The organism is Beduinella massiliensis, from assembly GCF_900199405.1.
GTDB lineage: Bacteria > Bacillota > Clostridia > Christensenellales > Aristaeellaceae > Beduinella > Beduinella massiliensis.
Genome location: NZ_LT963430.1, coordinates 1,008,680 through 1,024,264, shown reverse-complemented (window position 1 = coordinate 1,024,264; position 15,585 = coordinate 1,008,680). Strand labels below are relative to the sequence as shown.

12 protein-coding genes are annotated in these 15,585 nt (G+C 64.4%); 8 read left to right on the top strand and 4 right to left on the bottom strand.

The genetic code is table 11. The features are described 5' to 3' along the window. Positions 1-49 precede the first annotated feature (49 nt). Both C1725_RS05235 and C1725_RS05230 read left to right on the top strand, forming a co-directional pair. On the top strand, positions 50-1,816 hold the full coding sequence (locus C1725_RS05235) for an ABC transporter transmembrane domain-containing protein (RefSeq protein ID WP_102410610.1): 1,767 nt from the start codon (positions 50-52) through the stop codon (positions 1,814-1,816). Next, positions 1,813-3,717, top strand: coding sequence for an ABC transporter ATP-binding protein (locus C1725_RS05230; protein ID WP_102410609.1), 1,905 nt, complete (start codon positions 1,813-1,815; stop codon positions 3,715-3,717). Before C1725_RS05235 ends, C1725_RS05230 begins: the two co-directional genes overlap by 4 nt. A gap of 637 nt (positions 3,718-4,354) precedes the next feature. On the opposite strand, the gene C1725_RS05225 is transcribed toward C1725_RS05230, so the two are convergent. Next, positions 4,355-4,654: a DUF6809 family protein gene (locus C1725_RS05225; protein WP_102410608.1), complete on the bottom strand. Its 300-nt coding sequence runs from the start codon at positions 4,652-4,654 to the stop codon at positions 4,355-4,357. Positions 4,655-4,857: 203 nt separating this feature from the next. Here C1725_RS05225 and C1725_RS05220 point away from each other — a divergent pair, with 203 nt between their 5' ends. Further along, the gene (locus C1725_RS05220; RefSeq protein WP_102410607.1) at positions 4,858-5,613 is read left to right on the top strand and encodes an aminoglycoside adenylyltransferase domain-containing protein; all 756 of its coding nucleotides are present in this window, start codon (positions 4,858-4,860) and stop codon (positions 5,611-5,613) included. Between the two features lie 386 nt (positions 5,614-5,999). On the opposite strand, the gene C1725_RS19220 is transcribed toward C1725_RS05220, so the two are convergent. Genes C1725_RS19220 through C1725_RS05200 form a run of 3 tightly spaced genes read right to left on the bottom strand, consistent with a single transcriptional unit; the run spans position 6,000 to position 8,114 of the window. Further along, positions 6,000-6,824: an SIMPL domain-containing protein gene (locus C1725_RS19220; protein WP_346026378.1), complete on the bottom strand. Its 825-nt coding sequence runs from the start codon at positions 6,822-6,824 to the stop codon at positions 6,000-6,002. 5 nt (positions 6,825-6,829) lie between these two features. After that, a complete protein-coding gene (locus C1725_RS19215; protein ID WP_346026377.1) occupies positions 6,830-7,510 on the bottom strand; it encodes an anti-sigma factor family protein in 681 nt (226 codons plus the stop codon). Further along, positions 7,500-8,114 (bottom strand): RNA polymerase sigma factor, encoded by a 615-nt coding sequence (locus tag C1725_RS05200; RefSeq protein ID WP_346026376.1) that lies wholly within the window; start codon positions 8,112-8,114, stop codon positions 7,500-7,502. The genes C1725_RS19215 and C1725_RS05200 overlap by 11 nt, the downstream gene beginning before the upstream one ends. Positions 8,115-8,289: 175 nt before the next feature. Between C1725_RS05200 and C1725_RS05195 the strand changes: the two genes are divergently transcribed. The 5 genes from C1725_RS05195 to C1725_RS05175 all read left to right on the top strand — a co-directional run bounded on the left by C1725_RS05195 (position 8,290) and on the right by C1725_RS05175 (position 15,480). Next, the gene (locus C1725_RS05195) at positions 8,290-8,658 is read left to right on the top strand and encodes a hypothetical protein (protein ID WP_102410602.1); all 369 of its coding nucleotides are present in this window, start codon (positions 8,290-8,292) and stop codon (positions 8,656-8,658) included. Then, entirely contained in the window at positions 8,655-9,230 is a 576-nt protein-coding gene (locus C1725_RS05190) for a hypothetical protein (RefSeq protein ID WP_102410601.1), read from the top strand. Before C1725_RS05195 ends, C1725_RS05190 begins: the two co-directional genes overlap by 4 nt. 445 nt (positions 9,231-9,675) lie before the next feature. Beyond that, entirely contained in the window at positions 9,676-10,557 is an 882-nt protein-coding gene (locus C1725_RS05185; RefSeq protein ID WP_346026375.1) for a D-amino acid aminotransferase, read from the top strand. Between the two features lie 16 nt (positions 10,558-10,573). Further along, positions 10,574-11,605: a zinc-binding metallopeptidase family protein gene (locus C1725_RS05180; RefSeq protein ID WP_102410599.1), complete on the top strand. Its 1,032-nt coding sequence runs from the start codon at positions 10,574-10,576 to the stop codon at positions 11,603-11,605. 50 nt (positions 11,606-11,655) lie between these two features. Further along, positions 11,656-15,480, top strand: coding sequence for an ATP-binding protein (locus tag C1725_RS05175; RefSeq protein WP_102410598.1), 3,825 nt, complete (start codon positions 11,656-11,658; stop codon positions 15,478-15,480). The last annotated feature ends 105 nt before the right edge of the window (positions 15,481-15,585 follow it).

Here is a 15,585-nt window from a genome sequence, read left to right as displayed (position 1 = left end):
TTTTTTCTTCAAATGATTAGCATGCTACGTATTTTTTTAGGAGGGTTCTATGGTCAAGACGCTGATGGCACAAGTCAAGGAATACAAGAAAGCCTCCCTTGTGACGCCGGTTTTCATGGTGCTCGAGGTGCTCATGGAAATTCTGATCCCAACGCTGATGGCGCTGCTGATCGACAACGGCGTAAGCACGGGGAACGTGCGCTACGTGTGCATCGTGGGCGGCATCATGGTCGTGATGGCCGTGCTGTCGCTCGTGTTCGGCGTGCTCGCGGGGCGCTACGCCGCCAAGGCGAGCTCGGGCTTTGCGCGAAACCTGCGCAAGGGCATGTTTGAAAACATCCAGTCCTTTTCCTTTCAGAACATCGACAAGTATTCGACCGCGGGCCTCGTCACCCGCATGACGACGGACGTGACGAACCTGCAAAATTCCTACCAGATGATCCTGCGCATGTGCTTTCGCGCGCCGATCACGATGATCCTCGCCTTCGTGATGTGCGTTCGCATCAGCCCGCGCCTTTCGATGATCTTCGTGGTGGCCATCGCCTTTCTGGCGGTCTGCCTGTACTTCATCATCGGGCGCTCGCACTCGCTCTTCCGTCAGATGTTCAAGAAGTACGACGCGCTCAACGCCAGCGTGCAGGAGAACGTCAGCGCCATCCGCGTGGTGAAGGCCTACGTGCGCGAGGATCACGAAAACAGGAAATTCGACCGCGCCTGCGGCGACGTGTACGACCTGTCGGTCGGCGCGGAGAAGCTGCTGGTGCTCAACAGCCCGCTGATGCAGTTCACGGTCTATACCTGCATCCTGCTCATCTCCTGGCTGGGCGCGCACATGATCGTCGGCGGCACGCTCACCACGGGCGAGCTGATGAGCCTTTTCACCTACACGATGAACATCCTGATGAGCCTGATGATGGTCTCGATGATCTTCGTCATGCTGGCGATGTCCCGCGCCTCCGGCGACCGCGTGGCGGAGGTGCTGACAGAACGTTCCAACCTCACGAACCCGCAGGAACCGGTCCTTGAGGTAAAGGACGGTTCCATCGACTTCGACCACGTCCGCTTTTCCTACAAGCAGGAGGGCAAGCCGATCTTTGACGACCTCTCGTTTTCCATACGCTCCGGCCAGACGGTGGGCATCCTGGGCGGCACGGGCAGCGCGAAGTCCACGCTGGTGCAGCTCATCCCCCGGCTCTACGACGTAAGCGCAGGCAGCGTCCGCGTCGGCGGGCTGGACGTGCGAAGGTACGACATCGAAACGCTGCGCGCAGAGGTGGCGATGGTGCTGCAAAAGAACGTGCTCTTTTCCGGCACAATCCGGGATAACCTGCGCTGGGGCGACAAGGATGCCTCCGACGAGGAGATCGAGCGGGTCTGCCGCCTCGCGCAGGCGGACGAGTTCATCCAGACCTTCCCGGACAAGTACGACACCCACATCGAGCAGGGCGGCACGAACGTCTCCGGCGGACAGAAGCAGCGCCTGTGCATCGCCCGCGCGCTGCTGATGAAGCCCAAAATTCTCATACTGGACGACTCCACCAGCGCCGTGGACACGCGCACCGACAGCCTCATCCGCGAGGCGCTGCGCACGGAGCTGCCGGGCACGACGAAGATCATCATCGCCCAGCGCATCGCCTCCGTGATGGACGCCGATCAGATTCTCGTGCTGAACGACGGACGCATCGAGGACATGGGCTCGCACGAGGAGCTCATGCGCACGAGCGAGATTTACCGCGACGTCTACGAATCGCAGATGAAGGGCATCGAGGCGGGCGCAGCCGGCAGCGAAGCGAAGGAAGGGGGCGATCTGCAATGATGGGACCTCGCAAGGGCCCGCGCGGGCCGCGTCCGAAGGTAGAAAACCCGGGCCGCATCCTGAAGCGCCTGTTCTCCATCCTCTTTGCGCATTACAAGCTGCAATGCTTCCTGGTGCTGCTGCTGATCGCCGCGGGCTCGCTGGCGAACGTGGCGGGCAACCTCTTCCTCAAGACGCTGATCGACAGCTATATCACCCCGTTCCTGTCGCAGGCCACGCCAAACTTTGCGCCGCTGCTGCGCGCGCTGCTCCTCATGGCCTGCATCTACTACCTGGGCGCGCTTTCGACCTACGGCTATAACCGCATCATGGTCAGCGTCACGCAGGGCACCATGCGCAACATCCGCGAGGACCTGTTCCGCCACATGGAGAGCCTGCCCATCCGCTACTTCGACACGCATTCCCACGGCGACATCATGTCCATCTACACCAACGACATCGACACCCTGCGCCAGATGATCAGCCAGAGCCTGCCGCAGCTCGTCTCCTCCGTCATCACGGTGGTGAGCGTTTTCATTTCGATGATCGCGCTGAACATCCCGCTGACGATCGTGATGCTGGTGATGGTGGCGATCATGATCCGCGTGACGGGCTTCGTCACGGGCAAATCCGGCCGCTACTTCGTCGATCAGCAGAAGAACCTCGGCGCGGTCAACGGCTACATCGAGGAGATGATGGAAGGTCAGAAGGTCGTCAAGGTCTTCTGCCACGAGGACGCGAGCATCGAGCAGTTCAATCAGCTCAACGACGCCCTCTTTGAAAGCGCGGACAACGCCAACCGCTACGCGAACATCCTCGGCCCGATCAACAACAACCTCGGCCACATCAGCTACGTCGTCACCGCCATGCTCGGCTCGGTGCTCGCCATTTTCGGCGTAGGCGGCTTTACGCTGGGCGGTCTGGCCGCGTTCCTGCAATTCAACCGCAGCTTTGTGCAGCCAATCTCGCAGATTTCCCAGCAGATCAACTCCGTGGTGATGGCGCTGGCGGGCGCGGACCGCATCTTCCGCGTGATGGACGAACCCTCCGAGACGGACGAGGGCTACGTCGAGCTCATCAACGCCACCAAGGACGCGGACGGCTCGCTGCACGAAGCAGACCGGCGCACGGGCCTATGGGCCTGGAAGCACTACCACAAGGCGGACGGCACGGTGACCTACGTGGAGCAGCGCGGCGACGTGGTGCTGGACGGCGTGGATTTCGGTTACACGCCGGACAAGATCGTGCTGCACGACATCCGGCTCTACGCGCGGCCCGGCCAGAAGATCGCCTTCGTCGGCGCGACGGGCGCGGGCAAGACCACGATCACCAACCTGCTGAACCGCTTTTACGACATTCAGGACGGCAAGATCCGCTACGACGGCATCAACATCGAAAAGATCAAAAAGCCGGACCTGCGCCGCTCGCTGGGCATCGTCCTTCAGGACACGCACCTTTTCACCGGCACGGTCGCGGACAACATCCGCTACGGCAAGCTGGACGCCACGGACGAGGAGGTCCGCGCGGCGGCGGAGCTGGCGGGCGCCTCCTTCTTCATCGAGCACCTGCCGGAGGGGTACAACACCCTGCTCACCGGCGACGGCGCAAACCTCTCGCAGGGCCAGCGCCAGCTCCTCGCCATCGCCCGGGCCGCGGTCGCCGACCCGCCCGTGCTCATTCTGGACGAGGCGACCAGCTCCATCGACACGCGCACCGAGCGCATCGTGCAGGAGGGCATGGACCGTCTGATGAAGGGCCGCACGGTCTTCGTCATCGCGCACCGGCTTTCCACCGTGCGCAATTCCGACGCGATCATGGTGCTCGACCAGGGCCGCATCATCGAGCGCGGCACGCATGACGAGCTGATCGCCAAAAAAGGCCGCTACTACCAGCTCTACACCGGCAAGTTCGAGCTCGACTGAGCGGGCGGTTAGGGAATGGGTTACCATAGATTCTCTTTCGATCCAGATATTATCATTCTTTGTGCGTATAAGAAACAGGTTACGCGCTGCGCTGGGCCCAGAGGGGTCAGGGGGGATTCCGATTTCCCCCCTTAGACCCCTCTGGACTCCCCTAACCTCCTTGAAACGGCCACTCTCGGGGGCCTCACGGCCCCCTGGCGTGGAGCCGCCCCCATGGGCCCCCGCGCACGGGGGAAGTGTCCTATGAGGGGCGAAGGGGCCCTCTATACCGCGGCATTTAGCGAAATCGGACCCTTGCCGATGATACGCCGCGAGGGACGGCGGACGATCAGTGCGCGTTCACGGAGGGATGCCGACCGCGTAGCGGTCATTCAGGGCATCCCGTAGTTTTAGCGCACCGCCCGACGTCCCCGCTTTAGCGGCAAGGGCCCGATTTCGCGCGCCGCGCGGCCTCTTTTGGTTCTTTTCAGCAGAGAAAAGAACCTCCGTACCCTGTTCCTCATACCCACACGGCAACGGTTAATAATAAAAGTCCGCAACGCGGAAACGAACCCCCCGTACCCCCTTCCTAATTTTCACAAGCAGTCAGGACATGCTTTCCTTAAAGCACGTCTCGGCTGCTTTCCACTTCTTCCGCTCATTCACTTTCCGCTTTTCCGATCAACCCGTCCCGTTCTGTAAAGACCTCGACGAGCATCAGCGCGCCCAACCGAAAGCCGATACAAAAAGAGTCCGTACTGGACAGGCTGCTAAGCTGATTTCGCGCACCATTGAGATCGTCGAGGTGTTTGCTCCCCTCCGCATTCAGCATTGCGCGGAGCGAGCGGTCCGCTTCTATCCAACGTTTAACAGCCTGATCGCAATTCGTTCCATCCTCAAAGTATTTTGTCGCGAACACAAGCTGATCGTTTGCGAGCGCCTCTAATATCTTTCCCATTCCTGTATCCCTCTTTCGCGTTTATGTCATTGTTATAGTAAACGCTAAGGACAGGTAAGCCAATCACCTGAAACCCTGTTTCTAACCTTAAACCTTATAAACATAAAAATTTATCTTGAAACGCATAAAGGAGAACAGGGGCCGTTAAAAGAATTTTACTCCATCCTTTAAACCAAAAATCCCCGTGTATAACAGGAGGCCCCATGCAGCGCATCACGTATCTGCTCGATTCCTTGAAAAGCCTGTACACCGACGCGCTCGGCGAAAACCTCGTCGGGCTCTACGTGCACGGCTCGCTCGCCTTCGGCTGCTTTGAATGGGCGCGCAGCGACGTGGACTTCATCGCCGTCGTCCGGCGGCCGCTGGCGGCCGAAACCAAGCTGCGCCTGCTGGACGCGCTCGTTGCGCTGCTGCCGGATTCCCCGCCGAAGGGGCTGGAGATGAGCGTCGTGCTCGAATGCGCCTGCCGCCCCTTCGTCTACCCCACGCCCTACGAGCTGCACTTTTCAAACGACTGGATCGGCCGCTGGCGGGCGGACCCGCTCGCGCTCTGCGACACGGAGGGCCGGACGGACAGGGATCTCGCGGCGCACTTCACCGTGCTCCGCGCGGCGGGCCTCGTGCTTTGCGGCGCGCCCATCGCGGAGGTCTTTTCGCCCGTGCCCCGCGCGGACTATCTGGACAGCGTCCTGCTGGACGTCGGAAGCGCCCGCGAGGACGTGCGGGAGAATTACGCCTACGTCGTGCTCAACCTCTGCCGCGCGCTGGCATACCTTCAGACGGGGGACGTCCTGTCCAAGCAGGCGGGCGGGCGATGGGCGCTTGACGCCCTGCCGCGCTGGCAGGGCGTCGTGCGCCCCGCGCTCTCGTGGTACGCGGGCGCGCCCCTGAATGCGCCCGAGGAAAAGGAAAGCGCCGCCTTCTGCGAGGAGATGCTCTCGCGGATTCAGGCGGCGTAAAGGGCGGGAACGTCAAAAGACCTCCCCTGCCAATGGCAGGGGAGGCAGCGCATCAACAAAGTAGCGGAATGTCAGAGAGGATGCATGAAGGGGAAACTTCCCCTTCATATGAAATCGTATCGACCGGCTTTGCCGGTCGGGCGGGGCGTTTTCCGTTGACGCCCTGCGCCCAAAGGGCGCAGGGTACGGTCCTGCGGAGCGCTCCGCGCTGTCCTCGGCCCTACTCGCTTCGCTCGCTGCACGTCAATGCCCAGCATTTGCGGAGGAAAACATCACCCGTGACATTCGTGCAAAATGAGCATTCATTTTGCACGAGGCCATAGACTTTGTCGATGGCCAGCCTCCCCTGCCAATGGCAGGGGAGGCTGTGGAGGTAGGGTTAAGCCTTACGGATTCTTCACCTGATAGACGATCTCCACCTGGGCGCTGACGGTCAGCTCGCCGCCCTGAATGCTCGTGCCCGCGTCCGCCGCCGCCTCGGTCACCATGTCCATGGCGTTCATGTAGCCGCGTCCCGAGCTCATGCCGATGCCGCCGACCTCGTTCACCTCGCGGATGACGTCCAGCCGCAGGCCGGAGGCGTCCGCGAGCAGCGCCGCCTTTTCCTTCGCGGCCTCGACGGCCTTCTTCAGCGCCTCGCGGTACAGCTCGCTGCGATTGCTCACGTCGAAGTTGATGCCATACATCTCGTTCGCGCCGGCCTTCACCGCCGCGTCGATCACGCTCTCCAGCAGGGAGAAGTCTTCCAGCGCGATGGTGACGGTGTTGGACACCTGATAGCCCACGAGCGTGGACTTGCCGCTGAGGGAGGAATACTCCGACTGGGGGTAGATCGAGTAGTTGCTGGTGACGATCTTGTTGTCCTGGACGCCCAGCGCCTTCACGGCGTCGAGGATCGCGTTCACCTTCGCGTTCGCGCTGCGCTGTGCCTCCGCGACGTCCTGCGCGGTTTCGCTCACGCCCACGGAGATGCTCGCGCGGTCGGGTACGGCCGTGACCGCCGCGCTGCCCGTGACGCTGAGCGTGCCCGTCGCCGCGGTCAGCTCATCCACGCTCTGCTTGGCACCGGCCAGCAGGGCGTCCCAGGGGTTTGTGGCCTCGGGCGTCGGGTCGGGCAGCGAAACGGGGGGCGTCGCGTCCTCCGCGCAGGCCGTCAGCGCGACGAAGAGCATGAGGGACAGGGCCAGTACCATCGAAAGCAGCTTTTTCATTGAAGTCATTCCTTTCTCTTGTTCCGCCTGATCAGGCGAAGGATCATCCCGGCAAGTCCTGCAAAGGCAAGCGCGCCCAGCGCCCAGGGAAGGACGATTCCCGCAAAGGCCGCGAGGTCCTGCACAAACGCGCGCGGCCTCGCCCCCTCCGCCTGTGCCTCCTCCGGTTCGGGGAGGGGCGCGCCCTGCGCCGCGTCGCCCGGCGCCATGCGCGAGAGCATCGGCATTTGGGGCACGGCGTCCTCGTCCGGCGCGTCTTTCAGCGCGGCGGCCTCGTTCGGCTGATCGCCCGCGTCCGGCAGGCTCTGCACCCGCTCCACGCCCTCCGGGGCGGCGGGGTAGGCGATGGGCAGGCGCCCCGCGCGCCACAGAGCCGTTCCGCCAAGGAGCACCATGACCGCCGCCGCCGCTGCCGCCGCGCCCTGAACGAGGGAGCGCGCGCGGCCCCGCTTTCGCCTGAAGGCATCGGCGCGCACCTGCCGCCGCCAGCCCTCCGCAAAGTCCGCGGGCACCTCGATCTCGTCGTTCATCCCCTGAAATTCCCGGTGCATCTCCTCCATCGCGAGAAGCATTTTGGCGCACGCGGGGCACTTGGCGGCGTGCTCGCGCATCGCCTGCTCCTCGCCGGGGCTGAGCTCGCCGTCCGGCCATCGGGAAAGCAGGGAAGTAAAGGCTTCACAGTCCACGCTTCTTTTCCCCCTTTCCTTCACTTCTTTGAACGCGCCCCGCGCCGAAAAGTTCCGGGCTTTGGGTCAAAAATTCACAAAGCTTTTCGCGCGCCCTGTGAATGCGCGACTTGACCGTGCCCACGTTCACGCCCAGCGCCTGCGCCACGTCCTCGTAGCGCTCGCCCTGCACGTCGCGCAATATCAGCGCGGCGCGTAAATCGTCCGGCAGGCGCTGCATCCCCTCGCGCACCTGTTCCGCCCGCGCGCGCCGCAGCAGCGCCTCCGACGGCTCGTCCACGCCGCTCGTAGGCGCAAAGCCGTCCTCCATCATCGCCTCCAGCGATTCCTGCGCGCGCACGCGGCGCTTGCGCAGCGCGTCCAGGCAGGCGCTGGTGGTAATTTTATAAATCCACGTGGAGAGGCTCGCGCGCTCGCGATAATCCGGCAGCGCGCGCCAGAGGCGCACCATCGCGTCCTGCGCCGCGTCGCGCGCGTCCTCCGCGTTTCCCATCATTCGCAGCGCCAGCGCGTAAACCCGCTTTTCGTAGGGCGTAATTAGCCGTTCAAATGCGTCCGGGTCTCCCCGCTGCGCCCGGCTCAGCAGCTTGCTTTCTTCCTGCATGCCGTTCCTCCCGCTCATCTGCTTCTATATCCGGCCATCGGCCAGGTCGATTGCCCCTCTGTTCTGTTCCGTATGAATTAACGCGCGCGAAGCGCCGCTTCATCCCGAACGCCCGATATTTGCACGGCGCGCCGGGGTATGCTATAATCGCTTACAAAGATTCACAGGAGGCATCATGCAAAAACAATCTCACACGCTGCGCTGCTTTTTCACCGGCATCGCCGCCTGCGTGCTGCCGTTCGCGCTGCTGCCGCCGCTGTGCGCCCTGCTGCCGCAGCCGCTGCTTGCCGCCTCGACGTTCGCGCTCTGCTATCTATTATGCCCCGTTTTGAGCGCCGTCGTTCCCTACCGCATCGCGCGGTGTGCCATAGCGCCCATCGCCGTCTGGCCCTGGCCGCTGCTCGGCTATCTGCTCCTGCCCCTTTACGGCCTGCGGCCTTCCTTCCCGATGCTCTTCGCCTGCGCGCTGATCGCGCTCGTCTCCGGCGTGTGCGGCGACGAGGTGCGCAGCCTTCGCGACAAAAAGAAAGGAAAAAAACGATGAAGCTCTCGTCCATTCTCCGGCGCATCCCGTCGGTTCTCGCCTGGACGCTGCTCGCCGCGGCGTGCGTCTGCACGTTCTACCTCGTCGTCGTCATGGGCGAGGCGCCGGAGCTGAGCCGCGCGGCGCAGGAGAACGCGCAGGCGACGGCGGCGCCTCGCTTCGACCCCCGCCCGCTGGACGGCGCCGTAAGCCCGCAGAACGCGGCCGCGTACTTCCCCGCCGAGCTGCTTTCGCTCCCGCTCGAGGAGCCGCTCGGCGCAAACGCCGAGGACGTAAAGGCGGGAACCGACACCTGCCGCGTGGTTACGCTCACCTACGAGGCGCGCGGCGGCGTGCCGGTGCGCTGCGTGAGCGCATGGCCCGCGGCCTACCTCACCACGCTCCCCCAGGCGGGCTATGCGCCCGACGCAGCCGCAGGCATGCGGCTTCGCGGGCTGGACGCCGTGCACCTTTCCGGCCAAAACGACGAGGGCGCGCTCGTCGTACGCACGGGCGACGTCGTCTACGCGCTCTTCGGCCCGGACGAGCAGACCGCCCTGTACGCGCTGGGCGAGGAGACCTTCGCGCGCTGACGCGCGCCCTTCGGCGGACGCGGGCCGCCTGCCGTCGGAAAACCGACAGGGAAGGCGTGATAAACGCATGCCCTTCAAGCGGGGGAAGACCGTTTTTCACAGCATTTTTTCCAGAATGCGGGGAGCGGGTTGCCGATCGCATTCAGCGCTTTCTCGCTATAGCGCAGTTCCCTTCAAGCAATGATTTTTTTGTCACGAGCGCCCGGCCCCAAAGCATCTTTGCCCGCCGTCCCGCCCGGCCCGTAAAAATCCGGGGGCTTTGTGCAAATTCCCTCTAAAAAGGATTGTACAGGATCCTCGGCCCGTTTTCAACTTCATTCAGAAAGGCGTCCATGGAGGCCCGCCGATAAAAAATATCGCAAAATGGAGACGTCTTCCTCGCAGGCGTGTTATAATGAAAGCAATCGCGCGGAGGGCCGCGCGTCACCTCACAGGAGGAATGCACATGAAGGAAAGCATCGCCTTTTTAAACGGAACGTTTTTGCCCATCGAGGAAGCCAAGGTCCCCATTCTGGATCGGGGCTTTTACTTTGGCGACGGCGTGTACGACGTCGTCATGGCCTTCAACCACGTGCCCTTCGCGCTGGGCGACCATCTGGATCGCTTTGAAAATTCCGCGCGCCAGCTTGAAATCGAGTGCCCCTATGACCGCGACGTGCTCGCCCGGCTCATCGAAGAGGGCATCTCGCAGGTGGAGGGGGACGAGCTGATCGTCTACTTCCAGCTCACGCGCGGCGCGGCTCCCCGCCGCCACGTCTTCCCGCCCAAGGGAACGCCCGCGACGTTCGTGATGACCGTGCGCCCGCACAGCTTTAGCGCGCGGGACTATCAGGAAGGGCTGCGCTCCGCGCTCTTCGAGGATTTCCGCTGGGGCCGGTGCGACATCAAGACGCTCAACCTGATTCCCAACACCTACTGCATGCAGAAGGCCGCGGAGGCGGGCTGCGACGACGCGATCTTCGCGCGCGACGGCCTCGTCACCGAATGCGCCGCCTCGACGATGTACGCCGTGCGCGGGGGAACGATCCTCACCCACCCGCTGACCTGCGAAATCCTGCCCGGCACGACGAGAAAGCACATTCTGGAGCTCGCGCGGGCGCTCTCCATCCCGGTGGAAGAACGCGCGTTTACGACGGAGGAGCTCTTTACGGCCGACGAGGCCTTCTGCTCCGACGTCACCCACCGCCCCGCGCCCGTCGTCAGCGTGGATGGACGCCCTATCGCGGACGGACGCCCCGGCCCCGTGACGCGCGCCCTGCAGCGGGCGTACCACGAGCGCCTCGTCGCGGCCTGCGGGCCCACCTATTTTGACGAGTACATTTTATGAGTGAAGGAGTCTCCTTATGGATCAGCAGTTTGTGCAGGCGGCGGTAGACGAAACCGTGCGCCTGCTTGAAATCGGAAGCCCCACGGGTTACACCCGAAACGTCACCGACCACCTGCTTGAATCGCTTACAGCGCTCGGTTTTTCGCCCGTGCGCACGCGCAAGGGCTGCGTCGTCTGCTGCCTCGGCGGCGAGGGCTCGCCCCTGACGCTCGCCGCGCACGTGGATACCTTGGGCCTCATGGTGCGCGAGATCAAGGCCGACGGACGCCTGCGCTTCACGCGCATCGGCGGCCCCTCGCTCAACGCCGTGGAGACGGAAAATGTCACCGTCGTCACGCGGGACGGGCGCCGCTACACCGGCGTCGTGCAGGCGGACAACGCCTCCACCCACGTCAACCACGAGCTGCCCGATCAGAAGCGCGACGACAAGAAGATGGAAATCCTGCTCGACGAGCTGGTCTCCACGGCGCAGGACGTGCGCGCGCTCGGCATCGAGGTGGGCGATTACGCGCTGCTCGACCCGCGCGTTCGGGTAACCCCCTCCGGCTTTATCCGCAGCCGCTTTCTGGACGACAAGCTCAGCGCGGGCATGCTGCTCGCCCTCGCGCACGCCGTCTCGGCGGGCGCGGTGCGTCCGGCGCGCAAGACCAGCATCTTCTTCTCCGTCTACGAGGAGGTCGGACACGGCGCCTCCAGCGGCATCCCGCAGGACACCGAGGACCTGCTCGTGGTCGACATGGGCTGCGTGGGCGACGGCCTTTCCTGCCGGGAGACGCAGGTCTCGATCTGCGCCAAGGACAGCGCGGGGCCCTACGACTACGAGATGACCGGCGAGCTCGTCGCGCTGGCCCGTGCAAACGGCCTGGACTACGCGGTGGACGTCTATCCCTTCTACTCCTCCGACGCGGCGACCTCGCTTTCCGCCGGGCACGACATGCGCTTCGCCCTCATCGGCGCGGGCGTGTACGCCTCGCACGGCTACGAGCGCAGCCACGTCCTGGGCGTTCAAAACACGCTGCGCCTCATCGAGGCATACATACAAAAGTAAACGGCTCCCCGCGGGATGCCCCGCATGGGCGGCAGAAGGAGGCCAGCGTCATGAATATTCGCAGCGGCGATGCCCTGCAAACGGTTCGGGCGTTTTTCGACGCCTATTTGAACCGGCGCGATCCCGACCTGACCGCCGGTTATCTCACGCAGGACGTCCAGTGGCTGGGCACCGGCGGCCACGAAATCGCCTGGAACCGCGACGATGCGATCCGCGCGCTGCGCGAGGAGGTGGCGCAGGCGCCGGATGCCTGCCGCTTTGTCTTCACGCGCGCGGAGGATCACGTGCTCGCCGCGCAGTGCGCCGTGTGCCTGTGCACGCTGGACGTGTGGCAGGGCGCCATGCTCGTATCCGTGCGCGTAAACGCCACCTGCGTCATGCAGGACGCCGACTGCCGCATCGCCTCGATCCACGCCTCCATGCCCTGCGACGACCAGGCGGACGGCGAATACTTCCCCGTCCGCGGCAAGGGCGAGGCCTATTCGGACTTTGAGGCGCGCGTAAGCCGCCGCGCCGTGGACCTGCTGGGACGCGGCATACCCGGCGGGCTCATCGGCGTGTACGTCTCCGAGGGCTATCCGCTTTACACCATCAACAACCGGATGCTCGGCTATCTGGGCTACAATTACGAGGAATTCGTGGCGGCGACGGACGGCCAGGTGCTTGCCAGCGTGCACCCGGACGACCGCGCGCTCTTCAGCCAGTGCGTTTCGGGCGCGGACGACCGCGACGTGCGTTACCGCATGCTGAAGAAGGACGGCTCCGCCATGTGGGTCAGCGGCATTAGCAAGATGGGCGTAGACGAGGATGGACGCCGGCTGTCGCTCAGCGTCATCCGCGACGTATCCGACGAGATGCTGTACGAGGAGCTCCTGCAGCGCGAGGTGCGCGAAAAGGAAGAACAGGCCCGCCGCTACAACCATCTGTTTGATTCGGTCCTCTGCGGCATCGTGCAATACAAGCTCCTGCCTGGCGGCCGGATGCTCTTTCGCGACGCCAACCAGGAGGCCATCCGTATTTTCGGCTACACCCCGGAATCCTTCTGGGCCAAGAAAGACTGGTACATGCCGGATCTTATCTCGCCGTCTGACCGCGAGCGCATCCTGCGTGAGGTGGAAGCGCTGAAGGAAATCGGCGACACCTTCCCGTTTGACTATCAGCTGCAGCGCAGGGATCACACCGCGCTGTGGATCATCGGCCAGGCGGAGCTCGTCGCGGACCCCAGCGGCGGCACGATGGTGCAAAGCGTATACATCGACATCAACGAGGGCCGCCGCGCGCAGGTACAGACCCGCCGCCTGGCGGGGCAGGTGCGCGAGGGGCGCGAGCTGCTGCGCCTTGCGCTGGAGCACACCTCCACCTTCGAGTTTTACTACGACCCCATGCGTTCGGAGCTGCGCATTCCCGCGCGCGCCTGCTCCCATTTCGGCTGCGGCGAAAGCTTCACGGGCCCCGCGCAGGCCTTTGCCGACGCCTATGTATCGCCCGGCTGCCGCGCCGGTTTTTTGCACATGCTGGAGCGCATCCGTTCCGGCGAACGGACGGCGGGCTGCGTCTATCAGTACGCGCCGGGCGGGCTCTGGTGCCGCGCGACGGTTTCCGCCGTGCGCTCGGACGGCAGCGCCTCCGCGGTGGGCATCTTCGAGGACATCACCCGCGAGCGCGAAATGGAGCTGCTGCTGGACGCCACGCGCTCGCACGACCCGCTGACCGGCGCTTTCCTGCGGGAGCCCGGGGTCAAGGCGATTCAGGAGGCGCTGCTCGCGCGCGACCCGGAGGAGCCCATGGCCCTGATGCTCGTGGACATGGACGACTTCGACGCGCTCAACGCCCGCGAGGGGCGCGTATTCGCAGACGCGATCCTGCAGGACGTCGCCTCCATCCTGCGCGACGAAGGCGGGGAGCGCGCGCTCATCGCCCGCATGGGCGGCGACGAATTCATGATGCTGGTGCCCGGCATCGGACGCACCCGTGCCAAGGTCGTCGGCCCGCGCATCGCCTCGCGCATCCAGATGCTCTACCCCGCGGCGGAGGGCGAGGCGCCCATCATCTCGGCCAGCATCGGCATGTGCTCTGCCGAGGTGACCGGCGAATACGGCGGCCTGTACCGCTGCGCCGAAAGCGCGCTGCTGTACGTGAAGGACCACTGCCGCGGGCGCGCCGTCTGCTACCTCGACTCCTCCAGCGAGATGGGCACCGCGCTCACCCACATCTATCCCAGCGAGCACCTATTCAACGAAATCGACGAGCGCCCCGCGCCGGACGACGGCAGCATGCTGGACTTCGCGCTGGAGCTGCTGGGCAAGGCCCGCCGTCTGGACGACGCGGTCTACCTGCTGCTCACGCGCCTGGGCACCCGTTACGGGCTGGACCGCGTCTCCGTCACGGAGGTCGACCCCGAATACCTGCGCGTGCTCGTGGCCTATCAGTGGGCGCGGCGCAGCGAGGACCTGCAAAGCGGCCAGACCTTCTACCTGTCGTCGGAAACCTACGCGGAGGTCGCCTCGCTCTACGTCAAGGACGGCGTGTGCACGGAATCCATCCGCGGCCGCCGCCCGCTCGCCTCGTGCCTGAGCGCTGCGATCTGGGACCGCGGCTCCTATGCGGGCGCGCTGTGCTTTGAAAGCAGCCAGGAGGACTACCCCTGGACGCAGGAACAGATCCGGCTCGTGCGCGAGCTGTCGCGCATCATCGCTTCCTTCGTGATGAAGGCGCGCGCGGACGCCGTCAGCCAGGCGAAGACGGACTTCCTCTCGCGCATGTCGCACGAGATCCGCACGCCGATGAACGCGATTTCCGGCATGACGACCATCGCCAAGGCGGTCGTAAACGACCCCGCGCAGACGCTCAAATGCCTGGAAAAGATCGAATCGGCCAACGCCTATCTGCTGACGCTCATCGGCGACGTGCTGGACATGTCCCGCATCGAGAGCGGCAAATTGCAGCTGAACCTCGAGCAGACCGACCTGGCCGCGCAGCTTTCGAGCCTGCGATCGCTCCTGGGCGCGCAGGCGCAGGTCAAGGGCGTCGCGCTCGAGTTCGTGGACGGCTTCTCGCCCCTCTCCCCCCTCTCGCTGGACGCGCTGCGCCTGAACCAGGTGCTCATCAACATCATCGGCAACGCGATCAAGTTTACGGACGCCGGCGGCCGCGTCACCGTGCACGTCTGTCGCGAGGGGCCGCAGACGGGGACGCGCGTGTTCCTGCGCTTTTCCGTGCGCGACACGGGCATCGGCATCAGCCCCGACGCGCAGGAGCGAATCTTCAACACCTTTGAACAGGGCGGCAAAAACACGGCCGCCCGCTACGGCGGCACGGGGCTCGGACTCGCTATTTCCAGCCAGCTCGTCAAGATGATGGGCGGGGAGCTGCGGGTCGTCAGCGAACTGGGCAAGGGCTCTGAATTCTTCTTTACGCTCGGCTTCGACCTCTGCCAGGGAGACGCCGCGCCCGCTTCCCATCCCGAAAAGGCGAAGAAGGAGCCGGTATCGCTCCAGGGCAAGCGCCTGCTCGTGGTCGAGGACAACGCGCTCAACCGCGAGATCGCGGTGACCCTGCTGGGCATGAACGGCTTTCTGACCGAGGAAGCGGTGGACGGCGCGCAGGCGGTGCGCGCCTTTGAGGCGAGCGCCCCGGGCTACTTTGACGCGGTGCTGATGGACATCCGCATGCCCGTCATGGACGGCCTGGAGGCCACCCGGCGCATCCGCACCCTGAACCGCCCGGACGCCCAGCAGGTGCCCATCATCGCCATGACGGCCAACGCCTTTGACGACGACAGCCGCAAGTCCCTTGAATCCGGCATGAACGGCCACCTCACCAAGCCCCTGGATCTGGACGCGCTGCTCGCCATGCTGCGCACGTGCCTTTCCTGAGACGGATGGCGCGAAGTCCCCTCACGAAGTCCCTTCATAGTAGAAGACGCCCGTTTGCCGATTCACCGGCATGCGGGCGTCTTCTATATGCCGCCAAGGCTCCCG

Coding starts and splice junctions, on each gene's coding strand:
- C1725_RS05235 (WP_102410610.1), top strand. CDS start 50: ATGGTCAAGACGCTGATGGCACAAGTCAAGGAATACAAGAAAGCCTCC.
- C1725_RS05230 (WP_102410609.1), top strand. CDS start 1,813: ATGATGGGACCTCGCAAGGGCCCGCGCGGGCCGCGTCCGAAGGTAGAA.
- C1725_RS05225 (WP_102410608.1), bottom strand. CDS start 4,654: ATGGGAAAGATATTAGAGGCGCTCGCAAACGATCAGCTTGTGTTCGCG.
- C1725_RS05220 (WP_102410607.1), top strand. CDS start 4,858: ATGCAGCGCATCACGTATCTGCTCGATTCCTTGAAAAGCCTGTACACC.
- C1725_RS19220 (WP_346026378.1), bottom strand. CDS start 6,824: ATGAAAAAGCTGCTTTCGATGGTACTGGCCCTGTCCCTCATGCTCTTC.
- C1725_RS05200 (WP_346026376.1), bottom strand. CDS start 8,114: ATGCAGGAAGAAAGCAAGCTGCTGAGCCGGGCGCAGCGGGGAGACCCG.
- C1725_RS05195 (WP_102410602.1), top strand. CDS start 8,290: ATGCAAAAACAATCTCACACGCTGCGCTGCTTTTTCACCGGCATCGCC.
- C1725_RS05190 (WP_102410601.1), top strand. CDS start 8,655: ATGAAGCTCTCGTCCATTCTCCGGCGCATCCCGTCGGTTCTCGCCTGG.
- C1725_RS05185 (WP_346026375.1), top strand. CDS start 9,676: ATGAAGGAAAGCATCGCCTTTTTAAACGGAACGTTTTTGCCCATCGAG.
- C1725_RS05180 (WP_102410599.1), top strand. CDS start 10,574: ATGGATCAGCAGTTTGTGCAGGCGGCGGTAGACGAAACCGTGCGCCTG.
- C1725_RS05175 (WP_102410598.1), top strand. CDS start 11,656: ATGAATATTCGCAGCGGCGATGCCCTGCAAACGGTTCGGGCGTTTTTC.